Annotated in this window: 23 protein-coding genes; 12 read left to right on the top strand and 11 right to left on the bottom strand. The window is 67.0% G+C overall.

Annotated elements, in window-relative coordinates; genetic code table 11:
• The first annotated feature begins 80 nt into the window (after nucleotides 1–80).
• From amaB to AC10QF_RS14880, 7 genes are all read left to right on the top strand, one after another.
• Nucleotides 81–1,613: an L-piperidine-6-carboxylate dehydrogenase gene (amaB, locus tag AC10QF_RS14850; protein WP_005416301.1), complete on the top strand. Its 1,533-nt coding sequence runs from the start codon at nucleotides 81–83 to the stop codon at nucleotides 1,611–1,613.
• The gene (locus AC10QF_RS14855) at nucleotides 1,613–2,452 is read left to right on the top strand and encodes an SDR family NAD(P)-dependent oxidoreductase (RefSeq protein WP_494542434.1); all 840 of its coding nucleotides are present in this window, start codon (nucleotides 1,613–1,615) and stop codon (nucleotides 2,450–2,452) included. Before amaB ends, AC10QF_RS14855 begins: the two co-directional genes overlap by 1 nt.
• A 159-nt stretch (nucleotides 2,453–2,611) precedes the next feature.
• Nucleotides 2,612–2,896: a DUF4190 domain-containing protein gene (locus tag AC10QF_RS14860; RefSeq protein ID WP_053500019.1), complete on the top strand. Its 285-nt coding sequence runs from the start codon at nucleotides 2,612–2,614 to the stop codon at nucleotides 2,894–2,896.
• 4 nt (nucleotides 2,897–2,900) lie between these two features.
• Nucleotides 2,901–3,671: a class I SAM-dependent methyltransferase gene (locus tag AC10QF_RS14865; protein ID WP_138953614.1), complete on the top strand. Its 771-nt coding sequence runs from the start codon at nucleotides 2,901–2,903 to the stop codon at nucleotides 3,669–3,671.
• 8 nt (nucleotides 3,672–3,679) lie between these two features.
• On the top strand, nucleotides 3,680–4,735 hold the full coding sequence (locus tag AC10QF_RS14870) for a quinone-dependent dihydroorotate dehydrogenase (protein WP_053500023.1): 1,056 nt from the start codon (nucleotides 3,680–3,682) through the stop codon (nucleotides 4,733–4,735).
• An 8-nt stretch (nucleotides 4,736–4,743) separates the two neighbouring features.
• Nucleotides 4,744–5,805: a UDP-N-acetylmuramate dehydrogenase gene (gene murB, locus AC10QF_RS14875; RefSeq protein WP_005416296.1), complete on the top strand. Its 1,062-nt coding sequence runs from the start codon at nucleotides 4,744–4,746 to the stop codon at nucleotides 5,803–5,805.
• A 29-nt stretch (nucleotides 5,806–5,834) separates the two neighbouring features.
• Nucleotides 5,835–6,722 (top strand): DMT family transporter, encoded by an 888-nt coding sequence (locus AC10QF_RS14880; protein ID WP_494542457.1) that lies wholly within the window; start codon nucleotides 5,835–5,837, stop codon nucleotides 6,720–6,722.
• Nucleotides 6,723–6,840: 118 nt separating this feature from the next.
• Here the strand turns inward: AC10QF_RS14880 and AC10QF_RS14885 are convergent, their stop codons facing one another.
• The 3 genes from AC10QF_RS14885 to AC10QF_RS14895 form a co-directional block, all read right to left on the bottom strand.
• On the bottom strand, nucleotides 6,841–7,845 hold the full coding sequence (locus tag AC10QF_RS14885; protein WP_494542435.1) for a phosphotransferase: 1,005 nt from the start codon (nucleotides 7,843–7,845) through the stop codon (nucleotides 6,841–6,843).
• Between the two features lie 99 nt (nucleotides 7,846–7,944).
• Nucleotides 7,945–8,979, bottom strand: coding sequence for a heparan-alpha-glucosaminide N-acetyltransferase domain-containing protein (locus AC10QF_RS14890; protein ID WP_494542436.1), 1,035 nt, complete (start codon nucleotides 8,977–8,979; stop codon nucleotides 7,945–7,947).
• Complete coding sequence (locus AC10QF_RS14895; protein ID WP_065185242.1) at nucleotides 8,976–9,566, bottom strand: TetR/AcrR family transcriptional regulator; 591 nt, start codon at nucleotides 9,564–9,566, stop codon at nucleotides 8,976–8,978. The genes AC10QF_RS14890 and AC10QF_RS14895 overlap by 4 nt, the downstream gene beginning before the upstream one ends.
• A 145-nt stretch (nucleotides 9,567–9,711) precedes the next feature.
• On the opposite strand from AC10QF_RS14895, the gene AC10QF_RS14900 reads away from it, so the two are divergent.
• Nucleotides 9,712–10,137: a DoxX family protein gene (locus AC10QF_RS14900; RefSeq protein WP_005416291.1), complete on the top strand. Its 426-nt coding sequence runs from the start codon at nucleotides 9,712–9,714 to the stop codon at nucleotides 10,135–10,137.
• Here the strand turns inward: AC10QF_RS14900 and AC10QF_RS14905 are convergent.
• Complete coding sequence (locus AC10QF_RS14905; RefSeq protein ID WP_494542437.1) at nucleotides 10,110–10,913, bottom strand: APH(3')-II family aminoglycoside O-phosphotransferase; 804 nt, start codon at nucleotides 10,911–10,913, stop codon at nucleotides 10,110–10,112. The two genes, AC10QF_RS14900 and AC10QF_RS14905, sit on opposite strands and share 28 nt — an antisense overlap.
• A 278-nt stretch (nucleotides 10,914–11,191) precedes the next feature.
• Here AC10QF_RS14905 and AC10QF_RS14910 point away from each other — a divergent pair, with 278 nt between their 5' ends.
• The gene (locus AC10QF_RS14910) at nucleotides 11,192–11,908 is read left to right on the top strand and encodes an SDR family NAD(P)-dependent oxidoreductase (protein ID WP_095377703.1); all 717 of its coding nucleotides are present in this window, start codon (nucleotides 11,192–11,194) and stop codon (nucleotides 11,906–11,908) included.
• A 96-nt stretch (nucleotides 11,909–12,004) separates the two neighbouring features.
• On the top strand, nucleotides 12,005–13,951 hold the full coding sequence (locus AC10QF_RS14915; RefSeq protein WP_494542438.1) for an EAL domain-containing protein: 1,947 nt from the start codon (nucleotides 12,005–12,007) through the stop codon (nucleotides 13,949–13,951).
• On the opposite strand, the gene AC10QF_RS14920 is transcribed toward AC10QF_RS14915, so the two are convergent.
• Nucleotides 13,948–14,559 carry a TetR/AcrR family transcriptional regulator gene (locus AC10QF_RS14920; RefSeq protein ID WP_494542439.1) on the bottom strand — a complete coding sequence of 204 codons (612 nt, stop codon included), beginning with the start codon at nucleotides 14,557–14,559 and terminating at the stop codon, nucleotides 13,948–13,950. The two genes, AC10QF_RS14915 and AC10QF_RS14920, sit on opposite strands and share 4 nt — an antisense overlap.
• A gap of 104 nt (nucleotides 14,560–14,663) precedes the next feature.
• Between AC10QF_RS14920 and AC10QF_RS14925 the strand changes: the two genes are divergently transcribed.
• Nucleotides 14,664–15,740: an MBL fold metallo-hydrolase gene (locus tag AC10QF_RS14925; protein WP_111129035.1), complete on the top strand. Its 1,077-nt coding sequence runs from the start codon at nucleotides 14,664–14,666 to the stop codon at nucleotides 15,738–15,740.
• A 27-nt stretch (nucleotides 15,741–15,767) separates the two neighbouring features.
• On the opposite strand, the gene AC10QF_RS14930 is transcribed toward AC10QF_RS14925, so the two are convergent.
• Complete coding sequence (locus tag AC10QF_RS14930) at nucleotides 15,768–16,265, bottom strand: helix-turn-helix transcriptional regulator (RefSeq protein WP_005416285.1); 498 nt, start codon at nucleotides 16,263–16,265, stop codon at nucleotides 15,768–15,770.
• Between the two features lie 513 nt (nucleotides 16,266–16,778).
• Between AC10QF_RS14930 and AC10QF_RS14935 the strand changes: the two genes are divergently transcribed.
• Complete coding sequence (locus AC10QF_RS14935) at nucleotides 16,779–19,898, top strand: discoidin domain-containing protein (RefSeq protein WP_494542440.1); 3,120 nt, start codon at nucleotides 16,779–16,781, stop codon at nucleotides 19,896–19,898.
• Between the two features lie 59 nt (nucleotides 19,899–19,957).
• Here the strand turns inward: AC10QF_RS14935 and AC10QF_RS14940 are convergent, their stop codons facing one another.
• Genes AC10QF_RS14940 through AC10QF_RS14960 form a run of 5 tightly spaced genes read right to left on the bottom strand, consistent with a single transcriptional unit; the run spans nucleotide 19,958 to nucleotide 25,810 of the window.
• The gene (locus tag AC10QF_RS14940; protein WP_069139936.1) at nucleotides 19,958–20,935 is read right to left on the bottom strand and encodes an ABC transporter substrate-binding protein; all 978 of its coding nucleotides are present in this window, start codon (nucleotides 20,933–20,935) and stop codon (nucleotides 19,958–19,960) included.
• Between the two features lie 16 nt (nucleotides 20,936–20,951).
• Complete coding sequence (locus AC10QF_RS14945) at nucleotides 20,952–22,697, bottom strand: amino acid ABC transporter permease/ATP-binding protein (protein ID WP_494542441.1); 1,746 nt, start codon at nucleotides 22,695–22,697, stop codon at nucleotides 20,952–20,954.
• Nucleotides 22,694–23,245, bottom strand: a complete 552-nt coding sequence (locus AC10QF_RS14950) for a GNAT family N-acetyltransferase (RefSeq protein ID WP_053498374.1) — start codon at nucleotides 23,243–23,245, stop codon at nucleotides 22,694–22,696. The genes AC10QF_RS14945 and AC10QF_RS14950 overlap by 4 nt, the downstream gene beginning before the upstream one ends.
• Nucleotides 23,242–24,462, bottom strand: a complete 1,221-nt coding sequence (locus AC10QF_RS14955; RefSeq protein ID WP_494542442.1) for a M20 aminoacylase family protein — start codon at nucleotides 24,460–24,462, stop codon at nucleotides 23,242–23,244. Before AC10QF_RS14955 ends, AC10QF_RS14950 begins: the two co-directional genes overlap by 4 nt.
• Before the next feature lie 4 nt (nucleotides 24,463–24,466).
• The gene (locus AC10QF_RS14960) at nucleotides 24,467–25,810 is read right to left on the bottom strand and encodes an LLM class flavin-dependent oxidoreductase (RefSeq protein ID WP_494542443.1); all 1,344 of its coding nucleotides are present in this window, start codon (nucleotides 25,808–25,810) and stop codon (nucleotides 24,467–24,469) included.
• Nucleotides 25,811–25,818: the final 8 nt, after the last annotated feature.

The following is a 25,818-nucleotide window of genomic DNA, read 5'->3' on the forward strand; positions in this document are numbered from 1 at the left end:
TACCATCGGCGATTCAGTTCATCGCGTCCCCCACCTGCCCGCGATGGCACCAAACAACGTAACGAAACACAGGAGTCTGCATGTCTTCCGAGCTGCTCAAGTCCCTTGGCCTGGACGCGATCAACGCTGGCACGTACCTGGGCAACGGGGAGTGGTCGAGCGCGACCAGCGGTGAGCTGATCACCCCGGTCAACCCGACCACCGGCGAGCCGATCGCGCAGGTCCGCGCCACCACTGAGGCCGAGTACGAGACCGTCGTCGCCCGCGCCCAGGAAGCCTTCAAGGTCTGGCGTACCACGCCGGCGCCGCGCCGCGGTGAAGCCGTGCGCCTGTGCGGCGAAGCGCTGCGCAGGCACAAGGACGCCCTGGGTTCGCTGGTTGCCCTGGAAATGGGCAAGAGCAAGCCGGAAGGCGATGGCGAGGTGCAGGAGATGATCGACATCGCCGATTTCGCCGTGGGCCAGAGCCGCATGCTGTACGGCTACACCATGCATTCCGAGCGCCCCGGCCACCGCATGTACGAGCAGTACCACCCGCTGGGCCTGGTCGGCATCATCTCGGCCTTCAACTTCCCGGTCGCGGTGTGGAGCTGGAACTCGTTCCTGGCGGCGATCTGTGGCGACGTGTGCATCTGGAAGCCGTCCAACAAGACGCCGCTGACCGCCATCGCCTCGCTGAAGATCTGCAACGATGCCCTGCGCGAAGCGGGCTTCCCGGACATCTTCTTCCTGATCAACGATGCCGGCACCGCGCTGTCGGAAAAGATGGTCGATGACCGCCGCGTGCCGCTGATCAGCTTCACCGGCTCGACCCAGGTCGGCCGCACCGTCAACGAGAAGGTCGCACGCCGCCTCGGCCGCTGCCTGCTGGAACTGGGCGGCAACAACGCGATCATCCTGGACGAAACCGCCGACCTGAAGCTGGCCGTGCCGGGCATCGTGTTCGGTGCGGTCGGCACTGCCGGCCAGCGTTGCACCACCACCCGCCGCCTGATCGTGCACCGCTCGATCTACGCCGACGTGCTGGCCACCCTGGTCAAGGCCTACAAGCAGGTGGAAGGCAAGATCGGCGATCCGACCGATGCCGCCAACCTGATGGGCCCGCTGAACAGCGAAGGCGCCGTGCAGCAGTTCCTCGATGCCATCGCCCAGGCCAAGGCGGCCGGCGGCACCATCGAGACCGGCGGTACCCGCATCGACCGCGCCGGCAACTTCGTGCTGCCTGCTATCGTCACGGGCCTGAAGAACAGCGACGCCGTGGTCCAGCACGAGACCTTCGCACCGATCCTGTACGTGATGCCGTACGACACCCTCGACGAAGCCATCGACATGCAGAACGGCGTGCCGCAGGGCCTGTCGTCCTCGATCTTCACCCAGAACCTGAAGACCGCCGAGAAGTTCCTGTCGGCCGCCGGCAGCGACTGCGGCATCGCCAACATCAACATCGGCACGTCCGGTGCGGAGATCGGCGGCGCCTTCGGTGGCGAGAAGGACACCGGCGGCGGCCGCGAGTCTGGTTCGGATGCCTGGAAGGTCTACATGCGCCGCCAGACCAATACCATCAACTATTCGGATTCGCTGCCGCTGGCGCAGGGCATCAAGTTCGACCTGTGATGGCAAGCGACGCAGACACGTCTGTGGGTCAGAGCCCCTCCGGGGATCTGAGCCATGCCCAGGGTCGGATCCCCGCAGGGGCTCCGATCCTCGATTTCAGCGGCCGCCGCGTGCTCATTGCCGGCGGCAGCAAGGGCATTGGTCGTGAAATGGCACTGGCCTTTGCTGGTGCCGGTGCGCAGGTCTCGGTCTGCGCGCGCGGCCAGGCCGGCCTGGAGGCCCTGTGCGCCGATGCACAGGCGCAGGGCACGCCATTGCATGCGTTTTCCACCGATCTGGCCGATCCCGGCCAGATCCAGGCCTGGCTGCAGGCCGCCGCCGATGCCCTCGGCGGCATCGATGTGCTGGTCAACAATGCCACCGGCTACGGCATGGCCGACAATGAAGAGGGCTGGGCCGCGAGCCTGCAGATCGACCTGATGGCGGCGGTGCGTGCCTCACGCCTGGCCCTGCCCTGGCTGCGCGCATCCAGCGATGCCTGCATCCTCAATCTGTCGTCGATTGCCGCGCAGCAGCCGCGCCCCGGTGGCGCGCCCTACGCCGCTGCCAAGGCCGCGCTTTCGCACTACACCACCTCGCAGGCGCTGGCGCTGGCCAAGGACCGGATCCGGGTCAACGCCATCGCACCGGGCTCGATCGAGTTCGATGACGGGCTCTGGGACCGTCGCCGCGTCGAGGATCCAGCGCTGTACCACGGCACCCTGGCGAAGATCCCGTTCGGTCGCTTTGGCCATCCGCGTGAGATCGCCGACGCCGCCCTGTTCCTGTGCTCGCCACTGGCGCGCTGGGTTACCGGCAGCGTGCTCAACGTGGATGGCGGCCAGGTGTTGATGGGCTGATAGGCACCTGGTAGCTGCCAAACTTGGTTGGCATGCCGTTCGTCGACCAAGGTCGACGGCTACCGTAGCGGCCACCCCTGGTCGGCGCGTCCGCAACCGCTGGGCATGGGATTGCCCGGGCAGAGGCACTATCATGTGCACACTGCCAAGGAGGACCCGATGAGCGTGGCACCCCGACAGACAAGCGCCCTGGCCGTGGTCAGCCTGGTCATGGGCATCGCCAGCTGGACCGTCCTGCCCTTCGTGGCCAGCATCGTCGCCATCATCACCGGCCACATGGCCCGCGCCGAGATCCGCCGCCGCCCGCATGAACTGGAAGGCGACGGCCTGGCCGTTACCGGCCTGGTGCTGGGCTGGGTCATGGTCGGCGCCGTGCTTGCCGCCATCCTGGTCTTCATCGTGTTCTTCGGCGGCCTGGCATGGCTGGCGGCGGTGTCGAACTGACGCCATGACCGCCTCCGACAGCACTGAACGCTTCAGCAGCCGCGTCGCCGACTACGTCCGCTACCGGCCCGATTATCCGCCCGCCCTGTTGGAGTGGCTGCATGGCCCGATGGGCGTCAGCCGCGAGGCCGTGGTCGCCGACATCGGCGCCGGCACCGGTATTTCCAGTCGCCTGTTCCTGGCCAGCGGCCATCCAGTAGTCGCGGTTGAACCCAACGCCGCCATGCGGGGCGCGGCCGAGGAATGGCTGGCACCGCAGTACCCGCAGTTCCGTGCGGTGGACGGCCGCGCCGAGGCCACCACACTGGACGATGCCAGCATCGATCTGGTCAGCGTCGCGCAGGCCTTTCACTGGTTCGACACCGTGGCGGTGCGCGCCGAGTGGCAGCGCATCCTGCGCTCCGGTGGCCAGGCACTGATCTACTGGAACTCGCGCCTGCTCGATGCCAGCCCGTTCCTGATCGGCTACGAACAGTTGCTGCTGGACTATGGCACCGACTACACCGCTGTGGCCGAGCGCTACCAGGACGATGCCACCATGCAGGCCTGGTTCGGCACCGGCCTGCGCGGCAGGGTAGAGCTGCCAAACGTGCAGCATCTGGACTTCGACGCCTTGCGCGGGCGTCTGCTGTCCTCCTCCTATGCACCCCAATCCGGTCATCCCCGCCACGCGGCGATGATCGACGCTCTGCATGACCTGTTCGCCGCCCATGCGGTGGACGGCCAGGTCGCTTTTGAATATCGAACCCGAGCCTTCCTCGGCACGCTGGACTGAACCGACGCATGTATTCGCTTGCCCGCCCCTTCCTGTTCTCGCTCGACGCCGAGCGCGCCCACGGCCTCGGCCTGTCCGCACTGGACCTGGCCTATCGCACCGGCACCACGCCGCTGCTGGCCGCACGCATCGCGCCGATGCCCAGCACGGTGTTCGGGCTGACCTTCCCCAATCCGGTCGGCCTGGCCGCCGGCCTGGACAAGAACGGCGAGCACATCGATGCACTGTTCGCGCTCGGCTTCGGCTTCGTCGAAATCGGCACCATCACCCCGCGCCCGCAGGCCGGCAATCCGCAACCGCGCCTGTTCCGCCTGCCGGAACACAACGCCATCATCAACCGCATGGGCTTCAACAATGCGGGCGTGGACGCGCTGGTGCGCAACGTCGAGCGCGCGCGCAACCGCCGCGGCCTGCTCGGCATCAACATCGGCAAGAACAAGGACACCCCCAACGAACAGGCCGTGGACGATTACATTGCCTGCCTGGACAAGGTGTACCCGCTGGCCGATTACATCACCGTCAACATCTCCTCGCCCAACACCGCAGGCCTGCGTGAGCTGCAGGAAGAGACCGCGCTGCGCCAGCTGGTCAGCCAGCTGCGCGACCGCCAGGAAGACCTTGCTGCCCGCCACGGCCGACGCGTGCCGATGCTGGTGAAGGTGGCGCCGGACCTCAGCGAACGCGATATCGACGCCGCCGCCCGCGTGCTGGGCGAACTGCAGGTGGACGGCGTGATCGCCACCAACACCACCATCGACCACAGCAGGGTGGCCGGCGATCCGCTGGCCAATGAGGCTGGCGGCCTGTCCGGTGCACCGGTGCTGGAGCAGTCCACGCTGGTGCTGCGCCGCCTGCGTTCGCGCCTGCCCGAATCGGTGCCGCTGATCGGCGTCGGCGGCATCCTGTCCGGCGCCGATGCCGTGGCCAAGATGGCCGCAGGCGCGGCACTGGTGCAGTGTTACAGCGGCCTGATCTTCCGTGGACCGGCGCTGGTTTCCGAATGCGTGGAGGCGATCCGTCGCCGCCGTGAAGCGCCAAGCCGCGGCGCGGTGGCCCCGCTGTGAGCGCGCCCATGGATACCATCGACGGCAACGCCCCGCTGCGCTGGACGCTCACCCGCAATGCGCCGCTGCAGGCGCTGAATACCTTCCATGTGCAGGCCAGCGCCGCGCAGCTGCTGGAACTGCACGATGCCGCGCTGCTGCCGGACGTGCTGGCATTGCCCGAGGTGGCCAGCGGCCCGCTGCTGGTGCTGGGCAGCGGCAGCAACGTTCTGATCGCCGAGGACCTGCCCGGCACCGTGCTGGTGTTCGGCAACCGTGACATCAGTTTCCTTGAACACCGCGCCGACCATGCGGTGATCCGTGCCGGTGCCGGCGTGCCATGGCATGGCCTGGTGATGTGGTCGCTGCAGGAAGGCCTGTCTGGCCTCGAAAACCTGGCCCTGATTCCCGGCACGGCCGGTGCCGCGCCGATCCAGAACATCGGTGCCTATGGCGCGCAGGTTGGCGAGTTCATCCAGGCGGTCGAAGCATGGGACTGCCAGGAGCAGGCCTGGGTGCGGCTGGACAACGAACAGTGTGGCTTCGCCTACCGCGACAGCGTGTTCAAGCAGCAACCCGATCGCTACCTGATCACCGCCATCGAACTGAAGCTGCCACTGCTGCACGATCTGCGCATGGACTACGCCGGCATCCGCGAGGAACTGCAGGCACAGGGCGTGGAGCTGCCGAGCGCAGTGGACGTGGCCAATGCCGTGATCGCGATCCGCCGCCGCAAGCTGCCCGACCCGGATGTACTGGGCAACGCCGGCAGCTTCTTCAAGAACCCGGTGCTGCCGCTGGAACAGGTCGACGTGCTGCTGCAGCACTTCCCCGACCTGCCGGTGTTCCCGGCCGAGCAGGATGACAAGCGCAAGGTCTCGGCGGCATGGATGATCGAGTCCTGCGGCTGGAAGGGCTTCCGCGAAGGTGATGCCGGCGTGGCGCCAAGCCACGCGCTGGTGCTCGTCAACCACGGCAATGCCAGCGGCGCTGAACTGCTGGCGCTGGCGCGCCGCATCTCGGCCTCGGTGCTGGAGAAGTTCGGCGTGCCGATCGAACCGGAGCCCCGCCTGCTCGGCGCACAGTGGTGAACACCCCCGCCCCTTCCCCAAGCGCCCCGATGCGGGCGGCGCTGCTGATGCTTGGCAGCACGATGGCATTCGGCCTGATGGCGGTCGCGATCCGCTACGCCACCCGCTACGTGCCAACCCAGGAAGTGGCGTTCTTCCGCAATGCCTTCGGCTTGCTGGCGTTGCTGCCGATGCTGCTGCGGCCGGGCCGTGCTCCGCTGAAGATGCAACAGCTGCCGCGCTATTTCGTGCGCAGTGCGATTGGCCTGGGCTCGATGCTGTGCGCGTTCTGGGCACTGGGCCACCTGCCGCTGGCGCAGGCGGTTTCGCTGTCGTACTCCACGCCGCTGTTCGTCACGATTGCCGCCGTGCTGTGGCTGGGTGAAACCGTGCGCGTGCGCCGCTGGGCTGCGGTCGTGGTCGGCTTCATAGGCGTGCTGGTGATCGTGCGACCCGGTACCGCCGGCTTCACCGCGGGCAGCTTGGTCGCCGTGGCCGCCGCGGTGCTCAGTTCGCTGGTGGCGATCCAGATCAAGCAGCTGACCCGCGTCGACAGCGCCGATACCGTGGTGCTCTACACCTACGTGTTCTGGGTGCCGCTGTCGCTGGTTCCGGCGCTGTTCGTCTGGGTCTGGCCGAGCGGCATGGCCTGGCTGTGGCTGCTGGCCACCGGCGTGCTCGGCACCATCGGCCAGCTGTTGTGGACGCGGGCGCTGCGCCTGGGTGAAGTCTCGGCGCTGACCCCGATCAGCTTCCTGCAGCTGCCGCTGGTAACGCTGTTCGGCTGGATGCTTTTCAACGAAAGCGTGGACCGCTGGACGATCATCGGCGCCGGCATCATCCTCGCCGCCAACGCCTACATTGCCCACCGCGAGGCCGTGCTGTCGCGCCGCGCCGCCAGCGCAGCCGCCTCATCAGCGGCGAAGCCCGCCGAGTAAATCCGCGCCACGCGTGGATGACGCTGCACTCCTCTGTAGAGCCGAGCCTACGCTCGGCTGCTCTTCGCGCCTCCACCGTTGACTGAGCGCGCAGGGTTCATCCACGCATGGCGTGGATCTACAGCGCGCGATACACCCGCTCGGCCGCGTCGAACACATTGCCCGGTGCGAACTGTTCGCTGAGGAAATGCAGCGACTGCCGGCGCAGCTGCGGCGACCGGTCCTCTCCATCGCTGCCCAGCAGGACCTGCTGGAACTCGATCAGGTCCTGCAGGATGCGCCAGTGACGGTACCAGGCGATCCAGCGAGGGTCGCCGCGGTCACTGCCATAGCCTTCCTCGAATCCCAACGGGTTCTCGCGGCCCCAGCGCCCGCCGACAGCGCCACCGATGAACATCAGGTCGCGCTCGCGCGGTGCCAGCGACAGGCCATCCCAGTCGATCAGGTGCAGGCCGCCGTCATTGCCCATCAGCAGATTGCCGGCATGAAGGTCGGTGTGGCACAGGTGCAGCCGCACCGGCAGATCCTGCAACGCCGCGTGCAGCTGCAGTGCCTGCGCGTGCAGCGCCGCGATGCGCGCGTGCTGCTGGTCCCAGACGGAAACGAAGGCACGGCCCAGCCCATCCTTGGCAGCCGCCAGGCCTTCGCCGGCCAGCCACTGCCCGACGGTATCAAGCGCCGCGGTTTCCATCCGGATGCTTGGCAGCGCTTCCTGCAGCGCCGGTGGCGGGCACGCCTCGTGCAGGCGCCGCAGCACCTCGCCCAACCGTTGCCATTGCGTGCGGCTCAATGCCGCCTCGAAACCGGACTGGCCTTCCACATACGGGAACAGGGTGAACTGCAGGCCCCAGCGCTGCACCGATGCCCCGCCGGTCAACGCCGGCCAGGGCGCAACGATCTCCTCGATACCCAGCGTGCCGCGCAGCCAATGCAGGGTGTCCCAGACGGCAGGGGCCACCTGGTAACTGCGGCATTTCAACCACCACTGCCCGCGCCGTGCATCGATGCGATACACACTGGCGTTGGCATCGGCGCCAACCGGGCGTGGCACCACGGCGGTCGCGGTGATGCCATAGGATTGCTGGAGGACTTCGCCGAGATGCTGCGCCGAAGCGGATGACATGGATGCAAGCGGAAAGTGTTATCTGCGACAACTATCGCAGATGTGCCCGCCACGACACAGACATGTCCGTCACAACATCGTGCCTGCGCGACCAACGTGCTAGCCAGCGACGCGACGCATCACCGCTTCCAATGGCCCCCGCGTGAACCGCCACGACCACAGCCACGCTGCGCCCGTGGCCAGCATCAGGAACAACAGCGCCCACAGCAGCACGGTCGGTAGCGACGCGCTGCCATCGAGCAGCCCCAACCATTCCAGCGTACCCATGCCCAGCAGGATGTGGCCGACGTAGAGGGTCAGGGTCATTCGCCCTGCTGCAGTCAGCGGTTCCAGCCAATCCCCCGGATACCGGCGGCTGATCCAGAGGCACGCGGCAATCGCGCTGCAGGCTGCGCCCGCACCGGTCAACACGTAGGCCGGTCCCGGCGGCATCGGCTGCATTCCCAGCCACGGCTGCCAGGGCGTTCCCTGCGCAAGCTGCTGCACGGCCTGGCCTGCGCCGATCAGCAGCAGGCCCACCAGCAGCAACGCACGCTGCACCCGCGCTTGTGACAACGGCAGGCGCGCCAGCAGCATGCCCAGCAGGAAGAAGCACATCCAGGGCAGCAAGGGATGGAAGCCGTTGAACAGCAGGTTGCGCGCGGCACCCGGCCACTGCCAGAGACCGGCATACTCCAGCGTCTGCCAGTTCCAGCCCTGGCTGTAATTCCAGTGCAGCAGTGCCCAGAACGACCCGGCCGCCAGGCCGGCGATGCTGGCCAGCAGCACCCGTGACGACGCACGCAGCCACAGCACCGCCAGCGCGAAATACACCGCGTAGTAGTGCAGGATGTCGGCCGGGAACAGGGTCAGGTTGAGCAGGCCCAGCACCAGCAGGAACAGCGCGCGCCGCCAGGTCTGCGCGCCGGCCGGCATCCAGCCAAGGCGCTGTGTGGCCAGTACCAGGCCAAGTCCGGCCAGGGTGACGAAGGTCGCAGAGGCCTTGCCTTCCAGCAGATGGAAGAAGCCGGCCAGCCAACCCTGACCCTCTGCCGGCACGGCCATCGCCAGGCGGAAATTGACCAGCACCATGCCGGCCAGCGCCAGATACCGTGCCAGATCGAGGCCGTGCAATCGCCGCTCAACCGCGCTCATGCGCGTGCACCGAGCAGCAGCGCGAGCAAGCCAGGGTCCAGCGGAGCCTCATCGGTGCCACCGGCTTCGCCCAGCCCGCGACGCAGCGCATCGCTTTCGATGGCATCCAGCAGCACCTGCGCCTGCAGTGCCGGGGCCAGCACGGGACGCCGACGTTCACGCTGTGCCACCTGCTGCAGCGCTTCGGCCAGCACAGCCTGCAACTGCCTGCGATTGGCCGCAAATGCCTCGGCCACGGCCCGATTGCGTGCGCTCTCGGCCAGCACTTCGACGGCGAGCGTCGCCCATTCCGGATGGCTGCACAGCGCGTGGAAGTCCTGCAGGAACGCCAGCACCTGCGTGCGATCACCGTCGGCCACGGCCAGCCGCTGCAGCAACGGCGCCAATTCCTCGCTCTCGGCCACGGCCACTGCAAGGATGATCGCTTCCTTGCCAGGGAAGTGGTTGTAGAGATTGCCCAGGCTGACGTCGGCCGCCTGCGCGATGTCACGCATGCTGGTCTGGTGGAATCCCTTGGCGAGGAAGCACTGCAGGGCGGCCTGCAGGATCTGCGCGTTGCGTTGCGCGTTGCGGTCGGCTCGGTTCATGGCGCCAATAATGAACGAACGTTCGTCCAACTGGAAGATGACAACCCGGCCAACCAGCGAGTTCCGTTCAGCCGGCCCTTGACCTCAACTGCGGTTGAGGCCCGATGCTGCGCGGCCCGTTCCAGGCCCAACCCGGAGAGACTTCATGCCGCGGATGATCACCGCCCTGCTCGACAGCCGCGTGCTGTGGTTCCTGGCCCGACTGCTGCTGGCCGTGGTGTTCCTGTCATCGGGTCTGGCCAAGCTGCTGGCGTGGGACAACAGCGTGGCCGAAATGCAGGCGGCCGGGCTGCAACCGCCTGTGCTGTTCAACCTCGCCAGCGCCGTGGTGCTGCTGGGTGGCTCACTGTGCCTGCTACTTGATCGCCTGCTCTGGCTGGGCAGCGGCGCGCTGGCGGTGTTCATGCTGCTGACCATCGCCATCGTGCATGCCTTCTGGACCAAGCACGGCGCGGAACAGCAGCTGGCCCTGTTCTTCGCACTGGAACACCTGAGCGTGATCGGTGGGCTGATCTGCGCGGCCATCGCCAGCCGCGCGCGGGCTCAGAAGAACTCGTCGAGCAGCCGGTAGAACGCCAACCGGCGCTCGTCGGCTACAGCGCCGTAGCGTTGGAACAACGGCGTGACCCAACGCGTATCACCGAAGTTGTGGACCAGGCTGCGCGCGGCCAGCGCCAGGTCCTGGTAACGGTCGGCCACGCCCAGCCGCCCACAGTCGATGAAACCGCTGAAACGCCCCTCGGCCACCATCAGATTCGGAAGGCAGGCATCGCCATGACTGACCACCAGATCTTCATGATCGGGACGGGTGCTGCACAGTTGGGCGAAGACCTGCTGTGGACACTGTCCCAGGCGTTCGTCATCGAAGTCATCGGCGTCCACGCGCCCCGCCTCGACCCGTGCCTGCGCGGCCGGCAGGCGCGAGGCCAGCCGCTGATCGAACGGACAGGCTGCTACCGGCAACGCATGCAGCCCGCGCAGCGCGTCGGCCAGTATCTCCACCCGTTGCTGCGGCGCGAGTTCCGCCGACGAAGCCAGATCGCGGCCAGGCAGCGCGCTCATCAGCAACCAGTGCCGGCCCGCTTCTTCGGCCGTGGCAATCACCGTTGGCGCCGGTTGTCCCTGTGCCTGGAGCCAGCGCAGGCGCGCGATCTCATCGCCCAGCTCACTGAAGGCGTCGATCAGTTCCGACTTGAGGAAGGCGTCGGGTCTACCTGGCCGCAGCACGCGGGCAACGTCGGCCCGCGAAACACCCATCGACTGCCGCTCGATGCGCGCGTCGGCCAACGCATTCTGCCACGCCAACGGCAGCGGCATGCCATCAGGGGTGGCGTTGTGCTCGTCCATGCCAGGAGATTCCTGTTGCCGGTGACCCTACGCATTCTCGCTCATCCTGGCGCACATCGCCCCCCGTGCGGGAGGCAGCCTGAGCGAGCTGACCGGGCCGTCGGCGGCCACTGCGTCCCAGCGCCTGCAGCAGCGACGGCTGCTGCCACGGTACCGGTGCCAGTTCGACGACACGGCCTCGACCCTTACCGCCGAACGCGGCGGCCTGCGCGCGTCCGCCAAGTGGAGCACCGTTCTGGCAGCCGATCGTGGCTGCCGCAGTACAACGAGGAAGCAACATGAAATTGATGGTCATCGGCGCCAGCAAGGGCCTGGGGCGCGCGTTCGTGGAAGGCCTCTGTGCCACGGGTGACACTGTGATTGGTGTCTCGCGCAACCGCCCGTGCGGCATCGCCTGCGCTGACGGCGTCACCCTGCAGTGGATCGAAGCAGACCTGTCCCGGCCGACCGTGGCTGCCGACCACATCGCAGCGCAGGCACCGGCCGATATCGATGTGCTGATCCACAACCTGGGTATCTGGGAAGACAAGGCCTTCAGCGGCGAGTACGCCTTCCTCGATGAAAGCGACGCTGCACTCACGACGCTGGTCGACGTCAACATCACCGCGACCCTTGTACTGCTGCAACGCCTGCTGCCCCGCGTACTGGGCGCAGCGCGCCCGCAGCTGGTGCTGACCGGTTCGACCTCGGCCCTGCCTCGCAGTGGCCGCCCGGAAGTGGCGTTCGGCGCCTCGAAGTTCGCCCTCAACGGCATCGCCGATGCGCTGCGCGAAGGCTTCCGCGATCGCCGGCTGGCGGTGACCAGCCTGCAGTTGGGCTACCTCAACACCGACGACGCCTTGTCGGTGCCGGTGGCCGAGGCCGCAGCGCGCGGCGACGGTGAGCAGGTGCCGGTCCACGATGTCGTGGCCATGGTAAGCGCCCTGTTGCAGCTGTCATCCTCCGGCTTCGTGCGCGAACTGGTGCTGCCCGCCATCGCCGACCCGCGCTACTGACCTTGCCGGCCGCCGCAGAGCACGCTCAGTGGCCGCGCGCGCGGTCGTGGTTTACCCTGCTCGTCACTGGCCGTCGGTCACAGGCGGGAACCTGCTATGGATGCGCTTTCACGGGTCTCGACCCAGGTCCTGGACAGCGCCCTGCCCAGCCTGCCGCTGTATCTGCTGCAGGCCACGGCAGTGATCGGCATGATCGGCGTGCTGCTGATCGCCACCCGTCGCGCCGGGCACGCCATTGAAGGCCGTCGCCTGTATGTCGGCGTAGCGCTGGGCCTGATCTACCTGTTCAATTCCTGGTTCGTGGCCCGTTATTCCCAGGGTGTCGTCAAACTGCACCTGGGCTTCGACATCCTGCTGGTCAGTGGCCTGCTGGGCGGCTGGCGCGGCGGCTTGGCCTGCCTGGCTGCCGCCCTGCTGGCCCGCTACCAGTTCGTCGGTATCCCGTTCTTCCTGCCTGCCAGCCTTGAGGCCGTGTTGCAGATGGTGGCGGGCGTCTGGCTGCGCAGGCACCTGTACCCGCGCATGCTCAACGAGCTCTCGCCGCGCATGATCCTGCAGGCCTGGGGCGTGCGTATCGGGGTAACCGCTCTGGGTTTGGCGCTGGGTGTGGCGATCATTGGCGCCGATCAACTGCCGGTGGCCGAGCTGGCGATCCAGCGCGTGCTGGCACTGCCGGTCTCGCTGCTCGTGCTCGGCGCTGTGTTCGCGCTGGTCTACAACGATGCCCAGATCGATGCGCAACGCCAGCGCGAACAGGCCTGGCTCCGCATCGATCCGATCAGCGGGCTGCCCAACATGCGTGCGCTCGGTGAACGCCTGCAACAGTACTGGCGGGATAACGACGGCACCGGCAAGGCCTGCCTGATCGTGGCCGAGATGGGCAACCTGCGCGATCTGCGCCTGCGCTACGGGCCGTTGCAGGACAACGGCCTGTGGCAGCGCGACGGCACCGAGGAGGTGCATCGGTTGCTGCCCTCGCTGTCGGCTGCGCAGCTGGAGATCTACCAGTTCGGTGATGCCGCGCTGGCGATCCTGGTGCGCGGCCTGACCTTGTCCACACTGCGCACGCAACCGCAGATCACCGAGCTGGCCAGCAACCTGGCCGATCGGGTCGCCCGCGATTGGCCGGGCTTCCGGCCGCTGTTCCGCTGTGCAGTGGTTGAATTGAAGCCCCCTGCTGATGCCGACGAAGGACATCTTCCGTTCCGCGCCATCACCGTGGCACTGAGCGCGATCGAGTCGGGCGTGGTGTTCTTCGATGACCCGATCCAGCGCGACAGCGAGATCGACGCCCTGATCGAGGCTGCGCTTGAGCACTGGCTGCAGCAGGGCAATGCGCCGCTGTGCTACCAGCCCAAGCATCGTCTGCAGGACCGCCAACTGGTCGGCGCCGAAGCACTGCTGCGCATGCGCGACGGCGAAGGCCGGCCGATTGCCCCGATGCGGGTGATCTCACTGCTGCGCCGGCAGGGGCGGCTGGCAGACCTGGAATGGGCCACGCTGCGGTCGGCGGTGCACTTCCTGCAGCACTGCCGGCGGGACGGCGCGGCGCTGACCATTGCAGTCAATGTTTCAGCCGAATCGCTGCGCCTGCCCGACTTCGGCCTGCGCCTGCAGGAGCTGCTGCAGCTGCATGACATCCCCGGTGCGATGCTGCGCCTGGAGATCGTCGAATGGACCGAAATCGTCGAGCGCGACGTGGTCGATGCCAACATCGCACAGCTGCTGGCAGCCGGGGTCACCCTGTCGCTGGATGATTTCGGCGCCGGCTATTCAACCCTGATCCTGCTTTCGCAGCTGGCCATCGCCGAGGTCAAGATCGAGCAGGCACTGATCGCCACGCTGTCCGACGCCAAGTCACAGTCGATCGTTCGCTTCATCGTCGAGGTCGCGCACCGCTGCGGCGCGATCGTGGTGGCCGAGGGTACCGAGACCCTCGCCCAGGAACAGAAGCTGCGCGCACTCGGGGTGGATGTCGGCCAGGGCTACCTGTACTCGGCGGCACTGCCGGCCGACGAGTTCCGTCGCTTCGCAGCCAGCTAGACCGCGTAGAACCCCAGGAACATCGCCACCGCCGATTCGGCCACGCGCGCACGTTCCTGCGCGGTCAACGGTGGCTGCCCCATCGTGACCTGCGGCCAGAACGCGAAGCTCTTCACCAGCCCGTGCAACTGGTGGCCGGCAAAGTCCGGATCCACCTCGCGCAGACGGCCATCGGCAATTGCTGCGCGGATCCAGGCACTCTCGCCACTTTCCTTCTCGCCCATGCGGCAGACGATGGCCTGCGCGCGCTCCGGTGAATGGATGATCTCGGCCATCGCGACCCGCGCCAGATCGATGAAATTGCCATCGCTGAGCAGGTCCAGCTTCTGGCCCAGCAACTGCAGCAACTGCGTCTGCAGCGGCTGGTCGGCGCGGTATGGCAGTGCGTCGCTGGCCACGCTGCGCTCCCACAGCTCCTCCAGGATCATCGAGAACAGCGCTTCCTTGCTCGGGAAATGGTTGTAGACGGTGCGCTTGGAGACCCCCGCCGCCTGGGCGATGCGGTCCATGCTGGTCGCCTCGTAGCCCGATGCACGGAACTCCTCCACCGCCGCGCGCACGATGGCGTCACGTTTGCGGTCGGTCAGGCGTTGCGGGGGACGGGACATGGCGGGAACCGGATAACTGAACGGATGCCTCCATTTTACACTCGACAGTGTACTTTTGAACAACACGAAACTACACTGTGCAGTGTACCCAGCGGACGTCACCCATGAAGCGCCTGCTCCTTGTCCTCCTGCTCGGAATCCTCGCCGTGACCGCCTACACCTTCTGCAAATCCTGGTCCCTTCCCGACTTCCCCGATTCGCCGCAGTACCGTGATGGCAAGTTCCGCAATGCCCTGCCCCGTCCGGCGATGGGCCTGCGCGACGGCGCGGAGATCTGGTGGACGTTCCTGTTCAACAAGCCCAAGGGCACCGTGCCCGCGAACCCGATTCCGGTGAAGCCGCTGGACCGCGCCACGCTGGACGCCGCACCGGATCGCAGCCTGTTCCGGCTGGGGCACTCCACGATCCTGCTGAAGCTGCGTGGCCAGTACTGGCTGACCGATCCGGTGTTTTCCGAGCGCGCCTCGCCGGTGCAGTGGATGGGGCCCGCACGCTTCCATGCACCGCCGATCAGCATCGACGCGCTGCCGCCGATCGCCGGTGTGATCCTCTCGCACAACCACTATGACCACCTGGACCATGCCGCGGTCATGCAGCTGGCCGGCAAGACCGCGCGCTTCATTGCACCGCTCGGCGTCGGCGACCAGCTGATCGCGTGGGGGGTGGATGCGCGCAAGGTCGAGCAGCTGGACTGGTGGCAATCCACCGAAGCCAACGGCCTGCGCCTGACCGCGACCCCGGGCCAGCACTTCTCCGGCCGCGGGCTGGGTGACAGCGACCGCAGCCTGTGGGCTTCATGGGTGATCCAGGACGGTGACTTCCGCATTTTCTTCAGCGGCGACACCGGCTACTTCGACGGCTTCAAGGCCATCGGCGAGAAATACGGTCCGTTCGACCTGACCATGATCGAGACCGGCGCCTATGATCCACGCTGGGCATTCGTGCACATGCAGCCGGAACAGACCCTGCAGGCGCACCTGGACCTGCGCGGCAAGTGGCTGCTGCCGATCCACAACGGCACCTTCGACCTGGCCCTGCACGCATGGCAGCAGCCATTCGAACGCATCACCGCGCTGGCCGCTGCAAACAATGTTGCAGTGGCTACGCCGATGATGGGCGAAGCACTGGACATGCAGGCGCCGCAGGCAGGTACGCGCTGGTGGGAGACGGTGGAGCTGTAATGCGGTGGGCTCCAATTCTGGCCGCCGCTACGTCTTCGGGTGAAGCCTGCGCCCTTCCCGGGCCAGATTGATCTGTAGCGCAGCGGCGGCGAGCTCGGTCATTTCCGTCGTGACTTTCCCGCTGCCGCGCGCTCGCAGCCAACCGAGAATGTCGACGAGATGCCAGATCGAGGTCGAGCCGTCATGCACGGGGGACGGAAACGACTGCGGGTTGGCCAGCATGAGCTTCCGCATGTTCTGGCGCGACATTCCGAGCAGGTCTGCCACGTCAGTGAGCCCAACCAGATCGGGGCTCACTTCAACCAGTTCGGCACCGGGCACGGCCCGCTGCACATCGTCCAGCGCCGAACGCAGGGCAGCCCCTGCGCTGTCTGCTTCGCGGCAGAACGCCAGGGCCAGCCGTCCCGGCAGCCCAAGGCCCACAAGCGCGTCGTCACAGCCGCCTTCGGCCAGGCGCTGCTCGAGGACACCGATTTCAATACCTGTGTCCGGCAAGCGGTACTTCAGGGTGAAGTTGAATTCCATGATTGCCCCCTTCGCTTCTCACGAAGCGAGATCTCATTGCTCACGACTGCAGTTCTCGACCACACGCCGCAAGGCCCTTGCATGATGGCTGCCGCTACGCGGTGTGCTCCAGATGCTCACGATGCAGAACTCCCCGCATCGGCAATCGGTGTCGTTGTAAGGGCAATACATCCGGCCCCACGCATGGCCGCCCGCCATACGGAGCCTCCACCCACGATCTCCGCGAACTGCAACGCCGCTTCGATGTCCTTGTCTGGATGACGCGCTCGAGACATTCCTTGTTCTCCATAGTCTGCACACGGCTCACATTGGTTGTCAAATGACAACCCGCTTGAAATGACTTTCGACGTGACCCTAGCCAATCCGCGCTACACGTCCAGAGCCACATCCGTCAGCCCTCCCGTGATGGCAGCGCCGTCGTCCAGCGGCGCTGCAGTGCGTCATGTAACCGATTACATCCCTTGCTAGCGTAGCGCTCGCCCGATTCCGGTCGAACCAGCGAGGCTGTCCGTAATGACGTTGCGCGCCGAACGCTCCAAGGTCTCCACACCGCCTTTCCCGTTGTGCCCTGCCGCTGCCCTGCTGTTGGCCGCCCTGGCCTCCAGCGCACAGGCACAGACCCTCCCCCCGCGCAGCCAATGGCAGGCCAGCAGTTCCTCGCAGCAGGTGCCGGCGATGGCGATCAGCCACCTGATCGACGGCAACCCGAAGACCGTTACCGGCGGCGCGTTCAGTCCGGGCCACTGGTTCCAGATCGACCTGGGCGCGCCCACCCTGCTGGCCGGCGCACGCCTCACCTGGGACGTATCGAACCCGGAAGGCTATTCACTGCAGACCTCAATGGATGGCAGGCAGTGGCAGACCGCGTACACGATGGCCGATTCGCTGGGCGATGTGGAAACGCTGTACTTCGCGCCGCGCCAGGCGCGCTACCTGCGGCTGGCCAGCCCGCAGCGCACTTCTGATTGGGGCGTGTCGATCTTCGAGATGGAGCCGCTGGACAGCACGCTCAGCGCACGCATCAGCGGTATCGATGCAACGCAGGCAGCGGCGCTCTGGCAAGGCGGCGGCACCGTCGCGATGCCGGCCGGGGCAAATGGATCCCATACGTTCGAGATCACGCTGCCGCAGGCCCAATCAACGGCTGGCCTGGTGGTCGACTGGGCCGATGGCGCACGAGGCGCCGCCCGACTACAGGCGCAGGATTCACAGGGCCGTTGGCAGGACCTCGCACACGATGCACAGGCGGCCAGTCACCGGCAAAGCTGGCTGGCCGCCACTGCAGCACAACCATTGCGTGCTTTCCGCCTGAGCGTGGACGGCGCTGCGCCACGGATCGCACGCCTGCGCCTGCTCGGTCCGAAAGCCGTGATGACGCCGATGAAGCAGTATCAGATCGTCGCCAGCGGCGCCCAGCGCGCATTGTTCCCGGCCTCGCTGCAGATGCAGCAGACCTACTGGACGGCCGTGGGTGTGCATGCAGGACGACAGAAGTCGATCTTCGATGAGTACGGCAACCTGGAAGCCTTCAAGGGCGCACCGCTGGTGCAGCCCATCTGGCGCAATGCCGATGGCCAAACCGCCGGCGCCGCCGGGCAGGCCATGCAGCATGCCCTGCGCGACGGCTGGAAGCCGATGCCCTCCGCCACCTGGTCACCGCAACCCGGCCTGCAGCTGCGCAGTGAAGTGTTCGCCATTGAGCGCGATGGCCAGCCGGTGACCTTCCTGCGGCATCGGCTGCAGAACACGGGAAGCACGAAGATCGAAGGCACGCTCACCCTCGTGGTGCGCCCGATGCAGATGAATCCGCCATGGCAGAACGGCGGGCTGTCCCCGATCCGCGAGGTGACCATCGATGGGCAGGCCCTGCGTATCAATGGGCGCACGCTGCTGCAGTCGCTTACTCCAGTGACCGCATCCGGCGCGGCGCCATTCGGCAAGGATGGCGCAACGGAGATCACCGCGACCCTCGCTGCCGGCCAGCTGCCTTCCACGCAACAGGTGCGTGATGATCAGGGGCTTGCCTCGGCTGCATTGAACTACCGCGTCTCGTTGGCGCCGGGAACCAGTGATGCCGTCGTGGTCGCGTTCCCGTTGGGCACCGCCGCCGCCGATGCCAATGGCGTGCTGCCCGAAGCGCCTGCGCTGGATCTGGCCACGCTGCCCCACGATGCCAATGCGGCGTTTGATTCACTGGCCACGCAGGCGTCTGCGGACTGGCAGGCACGGCTGGGCCAGGTCGGCCTGCGCCTGCCCGATCCGTCGCTGGTGGACATGCTGCGCGCGCAGGCCGCCTACATGCTGATCAACCAGACCGGTCCAGCCATGCAGCCCGGCCCGCGCAACTACAACCGTTCCTTCATCCGCGACGGCATGGCCACCTCGGCGGTGCTGCTGCGCATGGGGGAAGCCCGCGTGGCGCGCGACTACCTGGCCTGGTACAGCGAGCACGGCGTGCATCCCAACGGCCTGGTCTCACCGATCCTCAACGACGATGGCAGCGTCAACACCGGCTTTGGATCAGACATCGAGTACGACAGTCAGGGCCAGTACGTCGCGCTGGTGGCCGATGTCGCGCGCCTGGATGGCGGCCCCGAGTCGGTACGTGACTATCTGCCGAAGGTGAAAGCGGCGCTGCGCTTCCTGCAGGAGCTGCGCGAGCGCACGCTGGTGCCCGGTTACAAGGCTGACCAGCCTTCGCCGGAACGGTTCGCAGGCATTCTTGCGCCGTCGATCAGCCATGAGGGCTACCCGTCGCCCACCCACAGCTATTGGGACGACTATTGGGGCCTGAAGGGCTGGCACGACGGTGCCTGGCTGGCCGAATCGCTGGGCGACCACGAGACCGCAGCCTGGGCGCGCGAACAATACAAGCTGCTCTACGACGCACTGCATGCCTCGATCCGGGCGACGATGGCGTGGAAGGGCATCGACTTCATTCCCTCCTCGGCCGACCTGGGCGATGGCGATCCCACCGGCGTTTCGATCGCACTGGACCCGACCGGTGCGCAGAGCGTGCTGCCCGCCGAGGCACTGCGGACCACCTTCGCGCGTTATCTGGAGGATGTGCGCAAGCGCAGCCAGCCCGATGCGCTGTACGCCTATACGCCGTATGAGATCCGCAACGTGCTGAGCTATGTGCACCTGGGCCAACCGCAGGTTGCTGATGAGCTGCTGCAGGGACTGCTGCATGACCGGCGCCCGCTTGAGTGGCAGGTACTCGCCGAGGTCGTGCACTCGCGGCTGCGTTTCCCCCGCTACCTGGGCGACATGCCGCATACCTGGATTGGTGCCGAGTACGGCCGCACGCTGTTCGGCATGCTGATGCGCGAAGACGATGATGCGTTGTCATTGCTGCCGGGCACGCCGCCGTCGTGGGTGGGGGGCGATGGGTTGGCGGTGGAGCGGCTGCCGACCGCGTATGGCACGTTGCAGATGCAGGCGCGGCAACGCGACGGCATGCTGACGGTCACGCTGGGCAAGGGGTTGCGCAGTGGGACGGCGGTGAAGGTCTGGTGGCCGGCGCGGACGATGCCGAAGACCGTGCGTGTGGATGGGCGCGACGTTACCGCGTTCGATGCGGAGGGCGTGCGCCTGGCAAGACCATTCAGAACGCTGGAGGCGCGTTGGTAGAGCAGCCGAGCATGGCTCGGCTCTACAGAAGCAGCGGTAGCGCCGGGCCACGCCCGGTGTCATTGCAGCGTCGGCAACCCCGGCGGATTGGTCTGCGATTGCGGCACCGCCTCCTCGGCCAGGTTCCAGCGCGCCAATGCCTGCGCATAGGTGCCGCTGCCGATCTGGGTGTTCAACGCCTGCGTCACCGCATCGGCCAGGCCGCTGCCCTTGCGCGTGGTCACCGAGATCGCCGCAGCGTTCGGCCAGCCACCGGGGAACAGGCCCACGCGCCGCACCTTGCCATCGCGTGCCGAGTAGGCGCCGGTGGCATTGGGCTCGAACGAGACATCGGCGCGGCCAGTGATCACCGCCAAGCGGCCGACCACGGCGTCGTCGAAGTACTGGTACTCCACCGGCTTCAGCCCGGCCGCAATGTTCTGCCGGTCCCACTGCCGCAGGATCTGGTCCTGGTTGGTGCTGGCACCCACCACCACCTTCAGCCCGGCCACATCAGCGGGCTTTTCGATCTTCTGGATGGGCCCGTCGCTGCGCGTGTAGATGCCCAGAAGATCGTAGCGGTAGCTGGAGAAGTCGAACTTCTTCTTGCGCTCTTCGGTCACCGTCACGTTCGACAGCACCGCATCGTACTTGCCCGATTCCAGCCCCAGCGGCCAGTCCGCCCACGCGACCGGCACGATCACCAGCTTCAGGCCCAACGCATCGGCGATCAGCCGCGCGATGTCCGGCTCGATGCCGACCACGTCCTTGCTGTCGGCGCCGTAGTCGGCCAGCGGCAGCTGCCCCGGATGGGTCGCCACGGTAAACGCCCCAGGGGTGACGAACTGATAACCGGCGGGGATCAACGCCTTCGCCTTCGGGTCGAAGGTGCCCTTCAGGACGGCCGTGTTCGCGCCGGCCAGGCTGGTCGCTGCCACGGTGCCTGCATCCGGTGCCTGGCGCACGCGCGAGTAGACGATACCGGCAATGCCGATGACCAGCACCGCCACGATCAACAGGGTGCTGCGCGAGGGACGACGCGATGCTGCACGACTCATGGTGCTCCTTCCGGGGTTACAGGGTCTTGGCCAGGAAATCGGCCGTGCGTTGCTGGCGCGGCTGCTCGAACACGGCGTCGGGCGTACCCTGCTCGATCACCCGGCCCTGGTCCATCATCACCACGTGGTCGGCCACGCGGCGGGCGAAGCTCAGCTCATGGGTGACGATCACCAGCGTGGTACCGGAACGGGCCAGTTCTTCGATCACGCTCAGCACCTCGGCCACCAGTTCCGGATCCAGCGCCGACGTGGGTTCGTCGAACAGCAGCACCTTCGGCTGCAGCGCCAGCGCGCGGGCAATCGCGATGCGCTGCTGCTGGCCACCGGACAGCTGGCGCGGGAAGGCATCGGCCCTGTCGGCCAGGCCGACCCGCTCCAGCAGCGTGCGCGCCTGTTGTTCGGCCTGCGCACGTGGCACGCCACGTACCGCGATCGGTGCCTCGATGATGTTCTCCAGCGCGGTCAGGTGCGGGAACAGATTGAAGCCCTGGAACACCATGCCCACCTCGGCACGCCGACGGCGGATCTCACGCTCGGGCAGTTCGTACAGGGTGTCACCGTCACGGCGGTAGCCGATCAACTGGCCGCCGACGGTCACGTAGCCGCTGTCGGCACGCTCCAGGTGGTTGATCAGCCGCAGCAGCGTGGACTTGCCGGCGCCCGATGGGCCGATCAGCACCGTCACGCTGCCGGCGCGCAGGTCCAGGTTCACATCCTCCAGCACCGGCTGGTCGCCAAACACCTTGCCTACGCCGTGCAGCGACACCGCCGCGCCCTCGCCGGCATCCACCTGCGCGGCGATGCGCGGGCGGTTGGCCACGCGCGGCGCAGCATCACTGGATGTCCGCACCGGTGACGACACCCGCGACACCGAGCGCTCGCGCTGCAGCTGGCCGCGCGCGAAGCGCTGTTCCACGCGCCGCTGCAGCAGCGACAACACGGTCAGGATCACCAGGTACCAGACCGTGGCCACCATCAGCAGCGGCACCACTTCCAGGTTACGGCGGTAGATCACCTGCACGGTGTAGAACAGCTCCGGCAGCGCCAGCACGTAGACCACCGAAGTGCTCTTGGCCAGGCCGATCACATCGTTGAACGCGGCCGGCAGGATCGAGCGCATCGCCTGCGGCAGGATGATGCGGCGCACCTGGCGACCGCGCGGCAGGCCCAGCGCGGCCGCGGCCTCGTACTGGCCGTGGTCAACCGACAGGATGCCGCCCCGGATCACTTCGGCCGAGAACGCGGCCTGGTTCAGGGTCAGGCCCAGCACCGCGGCAGTGAACACACCGATCAGCTGCGTGGTCGGGTACGAGAACAGGTTGATGCCGGTGAACGGCACGCCCAGCTCGATGGTGCTGTACAGGTAGCCCAGATTGTTCAGCAGCAGCAGCAGTACCAGCAGCGGGATCGAGCGGAACAGCCACACGTAGCCCCACGACACCGCCGACAGCAGCGGCGAGCCGGAGGCGCGGGCCAGCGCAAGCAACGTGCCCAAGGCGAAGCCGAGGCCAGTACCGAGCGCGGTCAGCAGCAGCGTGCGGCCCAGACCCTCAAGCACCGGGCGTGCGAAGAACCATTCGGCAAAAGTGCCCCAGCCCCAACGCGGATTGCCAAGTACTGATTGAAGGCCGATCAGGATCAGCGCGAGTGCCAGCACCGTACCAACCCCCTGCAGTGGATGCCGGGCCGGCACGATCTTCAATTCGGGCGCTGGCGCAGGACGCGCAGTGATTCCCTCAAGCGCAGACGACGGTGTACTCATGCATGGGCCCCGTGCAGCACGGCCTGCGACGGCGAAAGCACTGGCGCCGGTTGCCCAAGGTGCTTCTCGAAGGGCAGGTGCGCGACGGTTTCCGGATCTGCATCCAGATCGAACAGCGCGGTGTAGCCATGGCTGAGGTACAGGCCGACAGCTTCGGGCTGGCGGAAGCCGGTGGTCAGGAACACACGCCGATAGCCTTGGCGTGCCGCCTGTTCTTCCAGTTCCTGCAGCACGCGCCGCGCGATGCCCTGGCGTCGCAACCCCGGCAGCGTCCAGATGCGCTTGAATTCGGCGGTGTCTGGATCGCGGTGCGGCATGAAGGCGCCGCCAGAGATCGCCACACCGTCGCGCAGCAACAGTACGAAGGCCCCTACCGGCGCCGCGAAGGCCTGCGCCGGATAGCGCTGCAGCTCCTCGCGGGCGCTGCCACCGATGCGTCGGCGCACGTCGGCGTAACGGCGGTCGTACTCCTGTTCCAGGCCATCGAACAGCGGCCGCGCCAGCGGGTCATCGACCGAGGTATAGAGGAAGCGTTCGTTGTTGCTCATGCCACGTCCTTCACCAGGTAGTCTTCGGCCAGCCGCGCCCACAGGCTGGCAGCGGGTGCAATGGCGGCGTCGTTGAACACATAGCGCGGGCTGTGCAACGGTGCACTGTCGCCGTTGCCGACGAACACGAAGCTGCCGGGCCGCGCCTGCAGCAGGAAGGCAAAGTCCTCGCTGGCGGTGCGCGGTGCGAAGTCGGGCACCACCTGTCCGGCGCCGAAGCCCTGCACCGCCACCTCGCGGATGTAGGCGGTCTGCTGCGGATGGTTGATCACACTGGGGAAGCCGCGCGGGAATTCGATCTCGGCGCGCGCACCAAACGCAGCGGCGGTCTGCTCGGCAAGTTCGGTGACGCGGCGCCGCAGCGTGTCGCGCACCTCGGGCAGGTAGGCGCGCACGGTCAGCTTCAGCTCGACCACGTCCGGAATCACGTTGGCGGCCTGCCCGCCCTGGATCGAACCGACGGTGACCACGCCCATCTGCCGCGGATCGACATTGCGCGACACCACGCTCTGCAGCGCGGTGATGATGTGCGCCGCCACCAGGATCGGATCGACGCTGCCCTGTGGCTCGGCGCCATGGCCCCCCTTGCCGATCACCTTCAGCCGTGCCCAATCCACCGACGCCATCGCCGGGCCATCGACGAAACCGAAGTGGCCCACCGGCACGCCGGGCCAGTTGTGCAGCCCATAGATCGCATCCACCGGGAAGCGCTCGAACAGGCCATCGGCAATCATCTTCGACGCACCCGAACCGGTTTCCTCGGCCGGCTGGAACACCAGCTGCAGGGTGCCGTCGATATCACCGTGATGGGCCAGGTAGTGCGCGGCGGACAGCAGGATGGCGGTGTGGCCATCATGACCGCAGGCATGCATCAGGCCCTCGGTCTGGCTGGCATAGGCCAGGCCGGAGTCCTCATGGATCGGCAGTGCGTCGATGTCGGCGCGCAGGCCGAGGCGACGGCTGCCCTGCCCGCGCTGCAGCGTGCCGACCACGCCGGTGCCACCGAGGCCGGTGGTCACCTCATAGCCCCATTGCTGCAGCAGCTCGGCCACGCGGGCGCTGGTGCGGTGCTCCTCGAAGGCGAGCTCCGGGTGCTGGTGCAGGTCATGGCGGATCGCGATTGTGGCCTCGGCGCGTGCTGCAATTTCCGGCAGCACGCCGATGGACGCGGAATCCAGCCGGGCATGGCCCGGCGCTACCGAGTTCTCTCCGCTCATCGCCCTACCCCACCTTCCGCGCCGGCTCGGCGTCGGTCGCATACCGGCTGGCCTTGTACGGCAGGCCCAGATGCTCGCGCAGCGTCTGCCCTTCCAGCGCGCGCTGGTGGTAGCCCCGCGCCTGCAGGATCGGCAATACCTGGGTCACGAAATCGTCCAGGCCCTCGCGCTGCGCGGCAAAGCCGAGAATGAAGCCATCGCTGGCACCGGCATCGAACCAGCGGATCAGCTCATCGGCCACCTGCTCGGGTGTACCGATGAAGTTTGGTCGCGGACTCACTGCCTCCAATGCCACCTGGCGCAGGCTCAGGTCCTTCTCACGCGCATCCTGCTTGATGCGGTCGGTGGTGGAGCGGAACGAATTGCTGCCAATGTCACCCAGCTCCGGGAAGGGCGCGTCCGGATCGTACTGGCTGAAATCGTGGTGGTCGAAGAACCGGCCGAGATAGGCCAGCGCATCCTCCAGCGTTGCCAGTGCGGCAATCGCCTGGTACTTGGCTTCGGCCTCTTCGGCCGTGCGGCCGACGATGGGGCCGATGCCCGGGAAGATTTTCACATCGTTGGCGCTGCGGCCATGCGCGATCGCCGAGTTCTTCACCTTCTGGGTAAACGCGCGGGTTTCTTCCAGCGACGGCGAATGAGTGAAGACCGCGTCGGCATACTTGCCGGCCAGCGCGATGCCGTCGTCAGACGAACCGGCCTGGAAGATCACCGGCTGGCCCTGTGGCGAACGCTGGATGTTGAGCGGCCCTTCTACCTGGAAGAAGCGGCCCTTGTGGTCGAGGCGGCGGAACTTTCCCGACGCGAAGAACGTACCGCTGTCGCGCTCGCGCACGAAGGCGTCGTCGTCCCACGAATCCCACAGCCCCTGCACGACGTCCAGGTATTCATCGGCGATCTGGTAGCGCAGTGCATGCTCCGGGTGTGGCCGGCCATAGTTGCGGCCCGAACCCTCCAGTGGCGAGGTCACCACGTTCCAGCCGGCACGGCCGCCGCTGAGCAGATCCAGCGAGGCGAACTGGCGGGCCACGGTGAACGGATCGCTGTAGGACGTCGACAGCGTGCCGGCCAGGCCGATCTTCTTCGTTGCCGTGGCCAGCGCCGACAGCAGCGAGATCGGCTCGAAGCGGTTGAGGAAATGCGGGATCGACTTCTCGTTGATGTACAGGCCGTCGGCCACGAAGCCGAAGGCGATGCCGTTGTCCTCGGCCGTGCGCGCGATGTCGATGTAGAACTGCAGGTTGACGCTGGCATCAGCCGGATTGGACGGATGCTTCCAGGCATGCATGTGGCTGCCGGGGCCCTGCAGCATGATGCCGAACGGAATGTGGCGCGGGGTCGTGCTCATTGGGGATC

This window comes from Stenotrophomonas maltophilia complex sp. Om-AH-Sm3 (genome assembly GCF_059337855.1).

Excerpts from the sequence above, each read along its gene's own strand:
- amaB (WP_005416301.1), top strand. The coding sequence starts at position 81 with ATGTCTTCCGAGCTGCTCAAGTCCCTTGGCCTGGACGCGATCAACGCT.
- AC10QF_RS14855 (WP_494542434.1), top strand. The coding sequence starts at position 1,613 with ATGGCAAGCGACGCAGACACGTCTGTGGGTCAGAGCCCCTCCGGGGAT.
- AC10QF_RS14860 (WP_053500019.1), top strand. The coding sequence starts at position 2,612 with ATGAGCGTGGCACCCCGACAGACAAGCGCCCTGGCCGTGGTCAGCCTG.
- AC10QF_RS14865 (WP_138953614.1), top strand. The coding sequence starts at position 2,901 with ATGACCGCCTCCGACAGCACTGAACGCTTCAGCAGCCGCGTCGCCGAC.
- AC10QF_RS14870 (WP_053500023.1), top strand. The coding sequence starts at position 3,680 with ATGTATTCGCTTGCCCGCCCCTTCCTGTTCTCGCTCGACGCCGAGCGC.
- murB (WP_005416296.1), top strand. The coding sequence starts at position 4,744 with ATGGATACCATCGACGGCAACGCCCCGCTGCGCTGGACGCTCACCCGC.
- AC10QF_RS14880 (WP_494542457.1), top strand. The coding sequence starts at position 5,835 with ATGCGGGCGGCGCTGCTGATGCTTGGCAGCACGATGGCATTCGGCCTG.
- AC10QF_RS14885 (WP_494542435.1), bottom strand. The coding sequence starts at position 7,845 with ATGTCATCCGCTTCGGCGCAGCATCTCGGCGAAGTCCTCCAGCAATCC.
- AC10QF_RS14890 (WP_494542436.1), bottom strand. The coding sequence starts at position 8,979 with ATGAGCGCGGTTGAGCGGCGATTGCACGGCCTCGATCTGGCACGGTAT.
- AC10QF_RS14895 (WP_065185242.1), bottom strand. The coding sequence starts at position 9,566 with ATGAACCGAGCCGACCGCAACGCGCAACGCAACGCGCAGATCCTGCAG.
- AC10QF_RS14900 (WP_005416291.1), top strand. The coding sequence starts at position 9,712 with ATGCCGCGGATGATCACCGCCCTGCTCGACAGCCGCGTGCTGTGGTTC.
- AC10QF_RS14905 (WP_494542437.1), bottom strand. The coding sequence starts at position 10,913 with ATGGACGAGCACAACGCCACCCCTGATGGCATGCCGCTGCCGTTGGCG.
- AC10QF_RS14910 (WP_095377703.1), top strand. The coding sequence starts at position 11,192 with ATGAAATTGATGGTCATCGGCGCCAGCAAGGGCCTGGGGCGCGCGTTC.
- AC10QF_RS14915 (WP_494542438.1), top strand. The coding sequence starts at position 12,005 with ATGGATGCGCTTTCACGGGTCTCGACCCAGGTCCTGGACAGCGCCCTG.
- AC10QF_RS14920 (WP_494542439.1), bottom strand. The coding sequence starts at position 14,559 with ATGTCCCGTCCCCCGCAACGCCTGACCGACCGCAAACGTGACGCCATC.
- AC10QF_RS14925 (WP_111129035.1), top strand. The coding sequence starts at position 14,664 with ATGAAGCGCCTGCTCCTTGTCCTCCTGCTCGGAATCCTCGCCGTGACC.
- AC10QF_RS14930 (WP_005416285.1), bottom strand. The coding sequence starts at position 16,265 with ATGGAATTCAACTTCACCCTGAAGTACCGCTTGCCGGACACAGGTATT.
- AC10QF_RS14935 (WP_494542440.1), top strand. The coding sequence starts at position 16,779 with ATGACGTTGCGCGCCGAACGCTCCAAGGTCTCCACACCGCCTTTCCCG.
- AC10QF_RS14940 (WP_069139936.1), bottom strand. The coding sequence starts at position 20,935 with ATGAGTCGTGCAGCATCGCGTCGTCCCTCGCGCAGCACCCTGTTGATC.
- AC10QF_RS14945 (WP_494542441.1), bottom strand. The coding sequence starts at position 22,697 with ATGAGTACACCGTCGTCTGCGCTTGAGGGAATCACTGCGCGTCCTGCG.
- AC10QF_RS14950 (WP_053498374.1), bottom strand. The coding sequence starts at position 23,245 with ATGAGCAACAACGAACGCTTCCTCTATACCTCGGTCGATGACCCGCTG.
- AC10QF_RS14955 (WP_494542442.1), bottom strand. The coding sequence starts at position 24,462 with ATGAGCGGAGAGAACTCGGTAGCGCCGGGCCATGCCCGGCTGGATTCC.
- AC10QF_RS14960 (WP_494542443.1), bottom strand. The coding sequence starts at position 25,810 with ATGAGCACGACCCCGCGCCACATTCCGTTCGGCATCATGCTGCAGGGC.